At 52.7% G+C, this 12088-nt stretch carries 15 protein-coding genes, 1 tRNA gene and 1 pseudogene; 11 read left to right on the forward strand and 6 right to left on the reverse strand.

What is annotated here, in order from left to right:
- Nucleotides 1-223: 223 nt before the first annotated feature.
- Entirely contained in the window at nucleotides 224-466 is a 243-nt protein-coding gene (locus WA070_RS03350) for a hypothetical protein (protein ID WP_422632744.1), read from the forward strand.
- 216 nt (nucleotides 467-682) lie between these two features.
- The gene (locus WA070_RS03355) at nucleotides 683-1084 is read left to right on the forward strand and encodes a DUF6180 family protein (RefSeq protein WP_422632745.1); all 402 of its coding nucleotides are present in this window, start codon (nucleotides 683-685) and stop codon (nucleotides 1082-1084) included.
- A gap of 47 nt (nucleotides 1085-1131) precedes the next feature.
- Here WA070_RS03355 and WA070_RS03360 read toward each other — a convergent pair whose 3' ends face one another.
- The 5 genes from WA070_RS03360 to WA070_RS03380 form a co-directional block, all read right to left on the reverse strand.
- A complete protein-coding gene (locus tag WA070_RS03360; protein WP_422632746.1) occupies nucleotides 1132-1578 on the reverse strand; it encodes a ferritin-like domain-containing protein in 447 nt (148 codons plus the stop codon).
- Between the two features lie 152 nt (nucleotides 1579-1730).
- Nucleotides 1731-2273, reverse strand: coding sequence for a hypothetical protein (locus tag WA070_RS03365; RefSeq protein ID WP_422632747.1), 543 nt, complete (start codon nucleotides 2271-2273; stop codon nucleotides 1731-1733).
- Nucleotides 2274-2285: 12 nt separating this feature from the next.
- Nucleotides 2286-2651 (reverse strand): hypothetical protein, encoded by a 366-nt coding sequence (locus tag WA070_RS03370; RefSeq protein ID WP_422632748.1) that lies wholly within the window; start codon nucleotides 2649-2651, stop codon nucleotides 2286-2288.
- 286 nt (nucleotides 2652-2937) lie between these two features.
- Nucleotides 2938-3498 carry a hypothetical protein gene (locus WA070_RS03375; RefSeq protein ID WP_422632749.1) on the reverse strand — a complete coding sequence of 187 codons (561 nt, stop codon included), beginning with the start codon at nucleotides 3496-3498 and terminating at the stop codon, nucleotides 2938-2940.
- Nucleotides 3499-3500: 2 nt separating this feature from the next.
- Nucleotides 3501-3986 carry a MucR family transcriptional regulator gene (locus WA070_RS03380; protein ID WP_422632750.1) on the reverse strand — a complete coding sequence of 162 codons (486 nt, stop codon included), beginning with the start codon at nucleotides 3984-3986 and terminating at the stop codon, nucleotides 3501-3503.
- Between the two features lie 405 nt (nucleotides 3987-4391).
- Here WA070_RS03380 and WA070_RS03385 point away from each other — a divergent pair, with 405 nt between their 5' ends.
- From WA070_RS03385 to WA070_RS03405, 5 genes and pseudogenes are all read left to right on the forward strand, one after another.
- Nucleotides 4392-4985, forward strand: a complete 594-nt coding sequence (locus tag WA070_RS03385) for a recombinase family protein (RefSeq protein WP_422632751.1) — start codon at nucleotides 4392-4394, stop codon at nucleotides 4983-4985.
- 231 nt (nucleotides 4986-5216) lie between these two features.
- Nucleotides 5217-6932, forward strand: coding sequence for a hypothetical protein (locus WA070_RS03390; protein ID WP_422632752.1), 1716 nt, complete (start codon nucleotides 5217-5219; stop codon nucleotides 6930-6932).
- Nucleotides 6929-7753, forward strand: coding sequence for a HEPN domain-containing protein (locus WA070_RS03395; protein WP_422632753.1), 825 nt, complete (start codon nucleotides 6929-6931; stop codon nucleotides 7751-7753). Before WA070_RS03390 ends, WA070_RS03395 begins: the two co-directional genes overlap by 4 nt.
- Before the next feature lie 52 nt (nucleotides 7754-7805).
- Nucleotides 7806-7916, forward strand: a pseudogene (locus tag WA070_RS03400) (YHYH domain-containing protein); the annotation flags it as partial.
- A gap of 126 nt (nucleotides 7917-8042) precedes the next feature.
- The gene (locus WA070_RS03405) at nucleotides 8043-8258 is read left to right on the forward strand and encodes a peptidoglycan-binding domain-containing protein (RefSeq protein WP_422632796.1); all 216 of its coding nucleotides are present in this window, start codon (nucleotides 8043-8045) and stop codon (nucleotides 8256-8258) included.
- Nucleotides 8259-8407: 149 nt separating this feature from the next.
- On the opposite strand, the gene WA070_RS03410 is transcribed toward WA070_RS03405, so the two are convergent.
- Nucleotides 8408-8497, reverse strand: a tRNA-Ser gene (locus WA070_RS03410).
- Between the two features lie 135 nt (nucleotides 8498-8632).
- Between WA070_RS03410 and hspQ the strand changes: the two genes are divergently transcribed.
- The 4 genes from hspQ to WA070_RS03430 all read left to right on the forward strand — a co-directional run bounded on the left by hspQ (nucleotide 8633) and on the right by WA070_RS03430 (nucleotide 12042).
- A complete protein-coding gene (hspQ, locus tag WA070_RS03415) occupies nucleotides 8633-9004 on the forward strand; it encodes a heat shock protein HspQ (protein WP_422632754.1) in 372 nt (123 codons plus the stop codon).
- Nucleotides 9004-9732, forward strand: coding sequence for a GDSL-type esterase/lipase family protein (locus WA070_RS03420; RefSeq protein ID WP_422632755.1), 729 nt, complete (start codon nucleotides 9004-9006; stop codon nucleotides 9730-9732). Before hspQ ends, WA070_RS03420 begins: the two co-directional genes overlap by 1 nt.
- Nucleotides 9733-9854: 122 nt before the next feature.
- Nucleotides 9855-11795 carry an OPT family oligopeptide transporter gene (locus WA070_RS03425; RefSeq protein WP_422632797.1) on the forward strand — a complete coding sequence of 647 codons (1941 nt, stop codon included), beginning with the start codon at nucleotides 9855-9857 and terminating at the stop codon, nucleotides 11793-11795.
- A gap of 70 nt (nucleotides 11796-11865) precedes the next feature.
- A complete protein-coding gene (locus WA070_RS03430) occupies nucleotides 11866-12042 on the forward strand; it encodes a DUF3606 domain-containing protein (protein WP_422632756.1) in 177 nt (58 codons plus the stop codon).
- Nucleotides 12043-12088 lie beyond the last annotated feature (46 nt).

Genomic DNA, 12088 nt, shown 5'->3' on the forward strand with positions numbered 1-12088 from the left:
GCCGATGTGCTCAGCCGCATCGCCGACATCCCACAGAGCCGGCTCCACGAACTGCTCCCCTGGAACTGGCGCGTCACAGACGATCAACGCCAAGCGGCCTGATCCGCGGTTCTCACCGGATGCATACGTAAAGATTGAGGCTATCCCGGAATCGGTGCGCTTGCGGATATCGGGCGACGTAGAAACGGTTATCGCCGTCCCATATGAGGATGATGATAGGTTCATGATCGGTTTAAGCGATGGAACGCTCTTGGTCGGTTCCTATGACGATGACCTACATTGCAGGTTCGACGTGGCCCGTGATGGCGCTGGCTTTGTTCGCCTTGAACAGGGCGCAGCCTTTATTGATTGGCGTGGAATAGAATGGGCTGCGGTATCAACCTATGACCCAAACGTAGTGGAGCCAGCCGACCCACAGCCATTGCCATTGTTTCCAGAGTTAGAAATAGAGATTAGATTAAATTAATAATATACAGCAATAGTAAAGGACGATTAGAGAATAAAATTGGCAATTCCATCCATTACGCGATTTAAAGCCCGTAGAGAGTTGATATTTATATTTGGATAATTACTAGCTAAATTAAAATATTCGCGCTGTGGAATGCCTTAAATCGCCTACAATATACGATTGTTATTAAGGCGGGAACCCCTATGTCTCAAACACGTTCGATCCGTATCCATAATGTTCGGGAGCGAAGCCGTGAAAGTAGCTATATTTGCCCTATCCGTTGCAGGTCTGGCATCCTTGTCCCCTCCCGCATCGGCACAGAGCGCAGATTTTAACCTAACGTATCACGTCGAGCGCACACCGGCAGCGAAGCTTAGCATTGAAACATGCAGTAGGATCGCGACGCAGGTCGCAAGGCAATCAAAATTAAGCGCAGAGTCACAGAGCTTTCCCCGGCAGCTTGTCCTCGTAAAAGGTGGCAATAGAGGGACCGGTATTTTCACCGTGCAGTGCATTGCGGTAGGGACAACAACAACAGTTAGCGCTGTGCAAGGCATTGATTACCGGGAGGGCAAAGGCGCGCTTGGAAATTATGCCGATAAGGTTTTTGCTTCGCTGAAACTGGCAGCGAAATAAACTGTCATACTAATAAAGGCCGTCCCATTGGAACGGCCCTTTTTCATTTATGCTAGGCTATGTTTTAGCTGGCTCATGCGGTCATGGCCTTCTTTCACCGACACAAACGCCTGTTCCACAACGGAACGCGATGTTGGATCAAGATCAGTGTCGCGCAACGCTTCTTCATACTTAGCTTTGATATGGTCTTCGCCACGTTCAACTTCTTGGATGATGGCCTTGTCATCCTTGCCGGTAAACGCCTGCTTGAGGTCCATGAACGTGCGATGGGCAGCGGCTAGGAAGCTGCTATCATCTTCCGGGTTCCCGCCAAGCCGACGAACTTCACCTTGGAGCGACATTGCTGCGGCGCTGCGGTCGCGCGCGAAGTCGGCAAACATCGTGGCGAACTGCGTGCTTTCCGAGTCCTTCGCAGCATCTTGATAGCCCTTCATGCTGTCGAGGGTCGTCTTGATAAGGCTGTTCAGCGTGGAAATTGTGCTGTCGGTGCTCATGGTGTTCTCCTGATAGGGAGACGCTATAACCATCGGCTAGCTGACTTGATCCACGCTGACTGATCCTCCTAATCATCATACCAAATTCGATGCAGCCCTACCCCTATTTGGCCTTAACTGATCAAGCCTAATCCCAATCTAGATTGAATGGGTTACTGTGGGGAGGCTGCGACAGTCGCCGCCGTAACTGGTGTTGCAGGGACAGCAACAGCAGCGGTAGCCGTGCGGGTAAAGACTGCTTCATCGATCTTATCCCAAGCCGATTTATATGTCACCGTATCGAAGATTGGCTTGTCTTCCGCCGAAGAACGTCCCCACGCACCAGAAATGTTCTTCGAATTAACGAAATTCAGACGGACGCGCGCTGCGCCACCCGGCATCTGTTCGACAAACGCAGTGACTTTGGTGTTCCCCGATCCCTGCTGACTCGCCAGTGCATCAAGAAAGCTAGTTTTATTCTTCATCGGTGATGCGGCGGTAATAAAACCACTTGCCACGTCCGCATTAGCCAATTGATAACCCAAATCTTGAAACACGCTAACAACAGAAGCGAAAAGCACTTCTTTGGTCGTCTCATATTCGTGAGACTGTAGAGCCTGAATTTCCATCGGAGTCAGTTCAGGCTTCTTCTTTGCGTAAGCAGCAGGTGTTATTACCAGCGCAATTCCTGCTAGCGCAGTTGCTATTTTTTTCATCGTTGCCCCCAATTAGAAATCGCTAGTGCGGCTGCGGAAATCGCTAACCACGTCAGTTTTGTCGAACTTGATTATGAGCGTCATTGTCCGTGATGATTGTGCAAACCCGTCTGCTGACTTACTCTGGCCCGCCAGCAAGATTGTCCAATAGCTGGATGATGACGACGATTGCGACACGGTTGCCATACGCTGATATGACCAGACTTCTTGGCCTGCTCCGTCACGCGTTGTAATGTTCGGAGAACCGAACTTGTCCAGCACCTCGGCTTTTGTAGTGGTGCCAACCTTCAAATTCATTTGAACGTTACCTTGGGTAAGTTCGCTATTACGCTGATCCACCGGACCCGGCGTGGTCGCGCAACTCGCCAAAGTAGCCATCGCTACCAAGCATATTAAACGCATGTTATTGCCCCCGTTTAATAAAATAGATGCAAATAGTAGATTTCAGTGGGGCGCAGAGCAACCTCGAAATGCTCATTGTTTCATATAATGTGAAATCTACAAATCATTGTTATACGCCTAAGCCTACCGCAAGCCCAAAAGCTTGCCTGCCGCTAACGCAAATCCCAATAGCAGCGGCGGCACCGTCAAGGCCGCAAGGAAAATGAATTCGACTTCCAAACCAGTCGGGCGGCGCATCATCCCGTTGCCCTTCCCCAAACTATCAAGACACGTTTAATGATTTACGATCGCTCTTTAAGATGCGATCTATCTCTCTATTAAATATGACGCTATCAAATCCCCCACCATTCAAATATAATCCAGAATTAAGAAATCCATTTTCAACACCCAGCAATAACCTTACCTGACTATTTTCTTTTCCGGGCAAATAATCACATGTGGTATAGAAAGGGATTAGAATTATACGTCCTTCTCTTAGATTTCCTTTAAAAGATCGAATAACTTTAGCTTTTGTAAATTTGAATTTTTTGCTGTTCCGATAATTTGCAGGCTCCAATATTTGTAAATCTACTATGGCAATGGCTTCTGAATATATTTTCTTGGTACCGGCTTTTATTTTTTGCGGATCAGTCACATAATTAAGCGAGCAAGCATGTGCAGAGGACGATACGCCTGCGATAAAGAGCAGGCATCCATAAACCCAGTTTTTCATTGTCATCCTCTCTCGACCGGGCGTGGCGAGTTCACCGCTGTGATTGCCAAGGTCATCATGTCGCTTAAGGAGCATGGTAGCGGCTTTCCAAGCGACATGCTCTTGCTTCATAATTATTCCGCTGGTGCCGGATCAGCAGCCTTCTTTGCCTTACCCTTTGGCGCTGGGGTCGCAGCCTTCACCTTGGTTCCTGGCTTGCGGCCTAGACCGATCCGCTTGGCAAGGTCACGGCGCTGTTCAGCATAGCTAGGGGCAACAAGTGGATAGTCTTTTGGAAGACCGAACGTCTCCCGATAGCTTTCCGGCGTATATCCGTTCTGTTGGATATGGCGCTTGAGCATCTTGTAAGGCTTGCCATCGATCATGCTAACAAGGTGATCAGGCTTAATGGATGCGCGGATAGACACAGCGCCCTTTGGCTTCTCCTCCACCGGTTCAGCAGGCTTATTATTAAGCCCGGTTAGTGCAGCGTGGACATTAGCAATAAGGGTAGCGACATCACCTACCGCAACGCTGTTATTAGCTACGTGGGCAGATACAATATCGGCGGTAAGCGTAACCATCAATTCGGTTGCATCGGCCTGATTTTCGATTTCCATATACGATCCTGTTTTCGAAGAACCGCTGTATAGATTTTATTGGCCTGCAAACCAACCTGTGAGCTTCACCTAATTTTAGCTCCCGTCGCTGAATCCATTCCTACTGGCATCTAATGCTTTTTCTAGGACTTCGGCTTTGCGATCACCTGTCCTGATCGACCGGTTCAAAAGTTGTAGCATCCCATGCCGTCATCTTCGACGTGAAACCTCGGTCCACAACTTACCTAAAAAGAGGTATCGAGCTAAGCCGTCTGCCGCAGGGCACCCTATGCGCCGCACCATGTTCGAAATGGGTATAGCCGTCACGCACATCAGCCTCGAACAAGAAATCCGTTCAAATAGAGTTGACTCCGATTTATCGAACACTAAAGATTGAAGGGTCTAGAGTCTATTAGGACATATCGCATGTCGAACGTCATCGGTTACGCAAGAGTCAGTTCAGAAGATCAGGATTGCAGCATCCAAGAGGCAGCACTGCGCGAAGCAGGCTGCACCATCATCCGTTCGGAGAAGAAGAGCGGAACGACCGTAGCAGGTAGGCAGGAACTTGATACCATTCTTGCCTTTCTCCGCACCGGAGACACGTTGATGGTGACTCGGATTGACCGGCTGGCACGGTCGGTTGCCGATCTAGAAAAGATTGTTGAAGCTCTTAAGGCCAAGGGCGCTTTCCTTCGCGCCACGGAACAGACGGTAGATACTTCCACCCCTGCGGGCATGGCCTTCCTACAGATGCTAGGTGTGTTCGCTCAGTTCGAGACTGCCATACGCAAAGAGCGTCAGATGGAAGGTATAGCAAAGGCGAAGGCCCAAGGGGTCTATAAAGGCCGTAAGCCATCCGTTCCTATGGATGAGGTTCGCCGTCTTCATGCTGATGGGATCAGGCCAACCGACATTGCCAAGCAGCTTAAGATCGGGCGTGGAAGCGTCTATCGGGCTTTGAACGATGTTGTGCCTGCGGGTGTCACCGAAAAGGAAATCGACGCCATATTCGATTGAAGGCTAAAGCAGCGACCTATCGGGTGGCGGAGGCTGGCTTTCTGTATCCAAAACGAAGCATGCTTGTGTGCGCCGCATCGAAAGCTTCAAAGCCTATCTAACGATAATGCCCCGCTGCCTGCATCCGAAGCCAACGATTTTGTTACACAGTTACTGCCTTGCGGGCTAGCACCGACGAGGCCAGCGAACATCCATCTTGCTCGATGCAATAAGAAATGACTATCTGGATTGATGGAGCACGACATCATGGACATTGGAAACGGCGAACACATTGAAGACCCCACAGCTTACATTGAGCAAGCTGAATACATTCCGCCAGAAAACTTCCTTGCATGGACGATCGATCATCCACGCGAACAAGAAATCATCAGAAAACTGTGCTCAGGTGGCGCTAAGCTTCTGGTCGGACCAAGAGGTTGCGGAAAAACCACCTTAATGCTTAAATCGTGGCATAAAATGGCAGGAGATAAATCAACTCCTGCACTTCCCGTTTACGTAAACTTCAAACTATCTTTAAAGCTAGAGCCATTATATCAGACAACTCCTAATGCAACATTTTGGTTCAGAACATGGCTTATATTAAAGATATATGACGCTCTTCATGATGCGTGCGAACAACTGTCTATTGAGGACATCGAAGCGATACCAACGCGGGACGAAATAACCTTAGCTATACTTACAATAGAATCTGGTGATCCTACTTCATTTAATAAGACAATTGAATATCAGACCGATGAATTAAAGGCGGTCATTGATGCATTGCTTAATAACAACGGCCTTTCCAGATGCATTCTACTTTTGGATGACGCTGCGCACGCATTTTCACCAAAGCAGCAAGAAGATTTCTTCGATTTCTTCCGTAGAATTAAGAGTACCAACATTGCCCCCAAGGCTGCGATATATCCGGGCATTACCAGCCACTCAGCCAGCTTTCATGTGGGACATGATGCAGAAAAGATCGACGTATGGATTAGGCCCGACACCCCTGAATACGTCTCTTTCATGCGGCAAATTGCTCATCGCCGCCTTGGCGAGAATCTCCTAGCCGCCCTCGACGGCGCTACCGACATAATACCGTTCCTCGCATATGCAGCGTTCGGTATCCCTCGATCGTTCTTAAACATGCTGCGGATCATAGAATCCGAAATGATCTCAGGGAACATGTCGATAGACCGGAGAAAGGTTCTCGATGCTGCTAAGCAGAGCAAGCAAGACGCCCACGCGGTATTTGATTCCCTAGTTTACAAGATACCAGTTTATAAGAATTTCATCCATAAAGGACAAGATGTCTACAACTACTGCATAGCAATACTAAAGGAATTTAATAAAAACAAAAATACTGTCTCTAATGGTTTTGAAATTGGTCTAAAAAGACCTATGCCACCAGAGCTTTCACGAGTTATTGGATTTTATCAATACGCAGGCTTAATGATGCCGGTAGGAGAGAACAGCAGAGGTGAAAAAGGGGTATTTGATATTTACTTTATTCATTTCGCTGATCTAATTACCGAGAACGCTATTGTCGGAAGACGATCCAAAAGCCTTTCGGCATTTAATGCGGTGTTTTCTTCGCGCACTCATCTCGCATATCCTCGCATTACAGCAGAGCGCCTTATAGGCTCAGGCAAGGTGTCGGACGCATTTCCCCTATCACTTCCGCCTTGCCAGTCATGTGGGGCAGAGAGAGCGAACGAGGATGCCAAGTTCTGCATAAACTGCGGGAGCGAACTAAAAACGGCATCCTTGTATCATGCTTTGATCGCGCAGGACATCTCCGTCCTACCGATTACTAAAGCTCGATCTGCGAGCATTAAAAAGCATTCTTCTCTCAAAACGATAAAAGATATGCTTCTGGATAATACTAAAGAAGAATTAAGAAGTGTTCCACAAATTGGCCCAAAATGGGCTGAACGAATAGCAAGATATGCCCAAGAGTATGTTGCATGACTGATGTCAAAGACTTCTGCTCACAAGCTCCCGGTTCAGCTAGCTTAGGTGACATATCTCAGTTTTTTTTAACACCTACACTCAAGAATCCAATAAGCTCTTATAAAGATGCGCAGAAAGAGATAATTCAGTTAGGTGCCTTAGGTCAGATGATTACTCATCCGCACCTAGGACGCTTGTTACTTGTGGGTTCCGTTTCTGCGTTTGAAAATTATTGTCGGGGTGTTTTATCTAGCTGTCTCGACATATGTCCGATTGCTCAGTCTTTATCTTCGGAAAAGAACACCAATTTAGGTGGCGCTATCTGGCATGGAAGGCGTGGAAACTTTAACAGGAGTGCGTTCGAACATAAATCATTCACTGATTCTAAAGAACTTAAGAGTTGTTTTAAAGAATACCTAGGTATTGATATAGGTTCTAACTTATTCTCCGATTATCTTAGTAATTTTGACAGAATAATGCATCTTAGGCATGCAATTGTTCATGCGGATGGAATCCTTCCGGGAAGGAACGCGGTAAAACTCGAAATACCTCGGTCGAGCAGAGAACTGTCCATAGCAATAGATATGAATCGATTGCAGGAGGTTGTTTTAGTTCTTTCAGGTTTGGTGCATTTGCTAAACCGGGAAATCTTCAATGCGATGTGCGATAGATGGACTTACAAGTGGCGTGCAAGAGCGGACTGGGAGGAAGAGCGCGCATCGAAAACTCTTGGACTGATTTATGACATATTTATTGATGACGATCTAAAGATTTCTCGTAGGTGGAAGAAGCAGTGGACGAAAAGAGCGTTAGAGGATGCTTTATTGCAGCAGCTTTAGTATGAGCAGCATCGGTAGAAATTCACTTATCAAAAGATGCTTTGAGCAGACGATGGGATGGCTCGCAGTTTTGTCCACTACTGTGATAGTTAGTCCGGCCCTAGGGCATGGTGGTGGCCTGAACGCTGCCGGGTGTCATAATGACCGTAAGAATGGCGGATATCATTGTCATCGCGCACCTAGCCACCCTGTAGTGACTCCTAGACGCCCTCCTGCTGTTATTGCCAACCCAAGACCTTCTGTTTCCCCATCTACGCCACAACGCTCCTATAGCGCCCCTCCGACTCTCATGAACCGCGCGATCTCAGCCGCTGCCGACTCCAAGGTCGAGACTATTCAGAAGCTATTATCACGCCTTGGCTATCAGCCCGGCCCTGCTACCGGTTTGATGAACCCAAAGACACAGTTCGCTATAATGAAATTTGAAGAAACGGCTGGGTTGCCCATTAAAGGCGAAGCCTCATCGGCGATCTTGGACGCGCTGCTTTCGGAAATAACCGGCTAGCGCACCTTCGCACAACGGTCCTGATTCTTTGGCGGACTTCTGAACGCAATCGTTCCTATCCGTTCCCATTCGACATGTGGGGCGTTATGTGGGTCTGAAATCGGCGTCCTTCATAAAATCGTTTAAAATCAACGAGTTATGAAAGTTAATGGCGGAGAGGCAGGGATTCGAACCCTGGGTACCCTCTCGGGCACGCCGCATTTCGAGTGCGGTGCATTCGACCACTCTGCCACCTCTCCGCAGAAGGTTCGCCATGCCAGAGGCACCGTGCGTTCCCGGTCGAGCGGCGGCCATTAGCGAATGAAATCATCCTTGCCAAGCATCCTTTGGGGTATTTTTCTTGTGTCAGCGCCCAACCATCCTAAATTGGTCATATGAGAGATACGATTCAGAATTTCGGCACGGCCATGAAGGCGCCCCATGTCGTCCATGCCCGTTTCAGCATCGGCGATGTGGTGCAGCACCGCCTGTTCGGTTTTCGCGGCGTCATTTTCGACATCGATCCCGTCTTTGCCAACAGTGATGAATGGTATGACGCGATTCCCGAACATGCGCGCCCGAACAAGGAGCAGCCATTCTACCATCTGCTCGCCGAAAATGGCGAATCCAGCTATGTCGCCTATGTCAGCCAGCAAAATCTGATCGCCGACGACAGCGACGAACCGGTGGATCATCCTGCTATCAACGGCATGTTCGGCGCTTATGCCGATGGCAAATACCGGCTGCGGCCGATGCATCACCATTGATGAACGGGCGCGGCGTGGCATCACGCGCACGGTTGGCGGTCCTGCTGGGCATCGCCGCTCTGCCGCTGCCCGCCGCCGCCCTGCCTGCACCACCTGCCCTCACCGCCCGGCCTGCACCCAATGCCGACCCCAGCTTTCCCTTCGCGCGCGAGATCGAGGCGTTTGCGCAGGCCGACGCCAGCGGTCCGGCGCTGCGCGATGCGACGCTGTTCCTGGGCAGTTCCAGCATCCGCCTGTGGGACATAGCGCGCAGTTTTGCCGGCAATACGGTGGTCAATCGCGGCTTTGGCGGGGCGACGACACCGGACGTTCTGCGCCATTATAAGCGGCTGTTGCCCCCGGTCCCGCCGCGCGCCGTGATCGTCTATGTCGGCGAGAATGATCTGGCAGGGGGCGCAACGCCCGATGCTGTCGCGCGCAATCTGGTCATGCTGCTGCGGCAATTGCGCACCGACTATCCCCGCGCCCGGATCGCCTGCCTGTCCCTGAAACCCAGCCCGATTCGCTGGACGCTCTGGCCCAAGCTGGCGGCAGTGAACAGGGCCGTGGCGGACCGCGTGCGGGCGATGCGCGTCGATTTCATCGATGTCGGCGGCGTGCTGCTGGCCCCCGATGGCCTGCCCGACGCATCGCTGTTTCGCGCTGATGGGCTGCACATGAATCCGGAAGGCTATCGTCGCTGGACCCGGCTGGTGGCGGGCTGGCTGGCGCAGGGCAAATTATCCTGAATGCACTTTCCGATTGATCCAAATTCAAGCAACATTATTACCAACGTCACAAAACAGCCGCATCGCAAAGGGGATATAGGGTGACGAGGGACAAGGCACAGGGTGCGCAGCCAACCGGCGCGATGGCCGAACTGACGCTGCGCGGCGTTATCCTGGGCGCGCTCATCACGCTCATCTTTACGGCCGCCAACGTCTATCTGGGCCTCAAGATCGGTCTGACATTCGCCACGTCCATCCCCGCCGCCGTCATTTCCATGGCGGTGCTGCGGCTGTTTTCCACCGGCACGATCCTTGAAAACAACATCGTTCAGACGATCGCGTCGGCGGCTGGCACGCTTTCGGCCATCATCTTCGTGCTGCCGGGGCTTGTCATCATCGGTTGGTGGCAGGGCTTCCCCTACTGGCTGTCGGCCTTCACCATCGCGCTGGGCGGCATATTGGGCGTCATGTATTCGGTGCCGCTGCGCCGTGCGCTCGTCACCGGATCGGACCTGCCCTATCCCGAAGGCGTTGCCGCTGCCGAAGTGCTGAAAGTCGGCGCGGGTTCGCGCGCGGGGCTGGAGGAAAACAAGCGTGGCCTTGCCGCAATCCTCGCCAGCGCCGTGGCCGCTGCGTCCTTTTCCATCATCGCCAAGACGCGCATTTTGGCGGAGGAAGCGGCGACCTTCTTCAAATTCGGCGCGGGCGCGACGTCGGTTTCGACCAGCTTTTCCATGGCACTGATCGGGGTCGGGCATCTGGTCGGCCTGTCGGTGGGTGTCGCCATGTTCATCGGCCTGCTCATCAGTTGGCTGGGCATCGTGCCTTATCTGACCACGCCCGTCCCGTCTGGCGCGGACCTGGCCGATCTGGTCGGCACGACGTTCCGTATGAAGGCGCGCTTCATCGGTGCAGGGACGATCGGCGTCGCGGCGATCTGGACCCTGCTCAAGATATTGGGACCGATCGTCAGCGGCATCCGATCCGCGCTGGTCGCCAACGCCACGCGCCGGTCGGGCAATGCCGCCAGCCTGGACATCACCGAACGCGACCTGCCCATCTCCATCGTCGGCGGCACCATATTGGCCGCACTCGTTCCGATCGGCTTCCTGCTGTGGACCTTTGCGCAGGGTGGGCCGATCGCGGCCAATCCGGTGCCGATCATCGGCCTGACGCTGGCCTATGTGCTGGTCGCGGGCATCGTCATCGCATCGGTGTGCGGCTATATGGCGGGCCTGATCGGCGCGTCGAACAGCCCGATTTCGGGCGTCGGCATCCTCGCCGTGCTGGGCGCGTCGCTGATGCTCGCCGCCATCTATGGTTCAGGGGGCAATGATCCGCAGCAGACACAGGCGCTGATCGCCTATGCGCTGTTCACCACCGCGATCGTGTTCGGCATCGCCACCATCTCCAACGACAATCTTCAGGATCTCAAGACTGGCCAGCTGGTCGGTGCGACGCCGTGGAAGCAGCAGGTCGCGCTCATTCTGGGCGTATTGTTCGGTTCGCTGGTCATTCCGCCGGTGCTGGACCTGCTCAACAGCGCGTTCGGTTTTGCAGGTGCGCCCGGTGCTGGTCCCAACGCGCTGCCCGCTCCGCAGGCGGCGCTGATTTCCGCGCTGGCCAAGGGCGTCCTGGGTGGCGATCTGGACTGGGGGCTGATCGGCATCGGCGCTGGCATCGGCGCGGTCGTCGTGCTGATCGACGAACTGCTGGGCCGGGCGGGCAAGTTGCGCCTGCCACCGCTCGCAGTCGGCATGGGCATCTACCTGCCGATGGCGCTCACCCTGCTGATCCCGGTCGGCGCGGTCATCGGCCATTTTTACAACCGCTGGTCGCTGCGTCAGGCGAACCCGGAATTTGCCGAGCGGATGGGCGTGCTGATGGCGACTGGCTTCATCGTGGGCGAAAGCCTGTTCGGCGTGGCCTTCGCCGGGATCGTGGCCAGCACCGACAGTGATGCCCCGCTGGCGCTGGTCGCGGAAAATCACTGGGCGGTGCCGCTGTCCATCCTGATCTTCGCGGGCGTGATCGCGGCGCTCTATGCGCGGCTCAAGCGCTGGTCGTCCGATCCCCTGACTTAAAGGGCAATGGAAAACAGGCGGCGGTTGTGCGTTAATTCTGTGGATTAACGAACAGGAGCTTGGCCAAACCATGAGTGCGCAGCCGGGACGAGCGTCCCCACGAGACGTCAATCGCGTCTCGCTCGAACAGGATCGGGATGTTCAATATTGGACCAACCGCTTCGGCGTGTCCCGCGAGGAACTGGAGGAAGCGGTCGAGACGGTGGGCGAGAGTGTGGATGCGGTCGCCGTCTATCTGAACCGCTGATTCCTCACTGAGCCTGACGTAAAAAAGGGGGGCGCGGCACATCGGT

This window comes from Sphingobium sp., assembly GCF_049304695.1.
GTDB lineage: Bacteria > Pseudomonadota > Alphaproteobacteria > Sphingomonadales > Sphingomonadaceae > Sphingobium.

Coding starts and splice junctions, on each gene's coding strand:
- WA070_RS03350 (WP_422632744.1), top strand. CDS start 224: ATGATCGGTTTAAGCGATGGAACGCTCTTGGTCGGTTCCTATGACGAT.
- WA070_RS03355 (WP_422632745.1), top strand. CDS start 683: ATGTTCGGGAGCGAAGCCGTGAAAGTAGCTATATTTGCCCTATCCGTT.
- WA070_RS03360 (WP_422632746.1), bottom strand. CDS start 1,578: ATGAGCACCGACAGCACAATTTCCACGCTGAACAGCCTTATCAAGACG.
- WA070_RS03365 (WP_422632747.1), bottom strand. CDS start 2,273: ATGAAAAAAATAGCAACTGCGCTAGCAGGAATTGCGCTGGTAATAACA.
- WA070_RS03370 (WP_422632748.1), bottom strand. CDS start 2,651: ATGGCTACTTTGGCGAGTTGCGCGACCACGCCGGGTCCGGTGGATCAG.
- WA070_RS03375 (WP_422632749.1), bottom strand. CDS start 3,498: ATGAAGCAAGAGCATGTCGCTTGGAAAGCCGCTACCATGCTCCTTAAG.
- WA070_RS03380 (WP_422632750.1), bottom strand. CDS start 3,986: ATGGAAATCGAAAATCAGGCCGATGCAACCGAATTGATGGTTACGCTT.
- WA070_RS03385 (WP_422632751.1), top strand. CDS start 4,392: ATGTCGAACGTCATCGGTTACGCAAGAGTCAGTTCAGAAGATCAGGAT.
- WA070_RS03390 (WP_422632752.1), top strand. CDS start 5,217: ATGGAGCACGACATCATGGACATTGGAAACGGCGAACACATTGAAGAC.
- WA070_RS03395 (WP_422632753.1), top strand. CDS start 6,929: ATGACTGATGTCAAAGACTTCTGCTCACAAGCTCCCGGTTCAGCTAGC.
- WA070_RS03405 (WP_422632796.1), top strand. CDS start 8,043: ATGAACCGCGCGATCTCAGCCGCTGCCGACTCCAAGGTCGAGACTATT.
- hspQ (WP_422632754.1), top strand. CDS start 8,633: ATGAGAGATACGATTCAGAATTTCGGCACGGCCATGAAGGCGCCCCAT.
- WA070_RS03420 (WP_422632755.1), top strand. CDS start 9,004: ATGAACGGGCGCGGCGTGGCATCACGCGCACGGTTGGCGGTCCTGCTG.
- WA070_RS03425 (WP_422632797.1), top strand. CDS start 9,855: ATGGCCGAACTGACGCTGCGCGGCGTTATCCTGGGCGCGCTCATCACG.
- WA070_RS03430 (WP_422632756.1), top strand. CDS start 11,866: ATGAGTGCGCAGCCGGGACGAGCGTCCCCACGAGACGTCAATCGCGTC.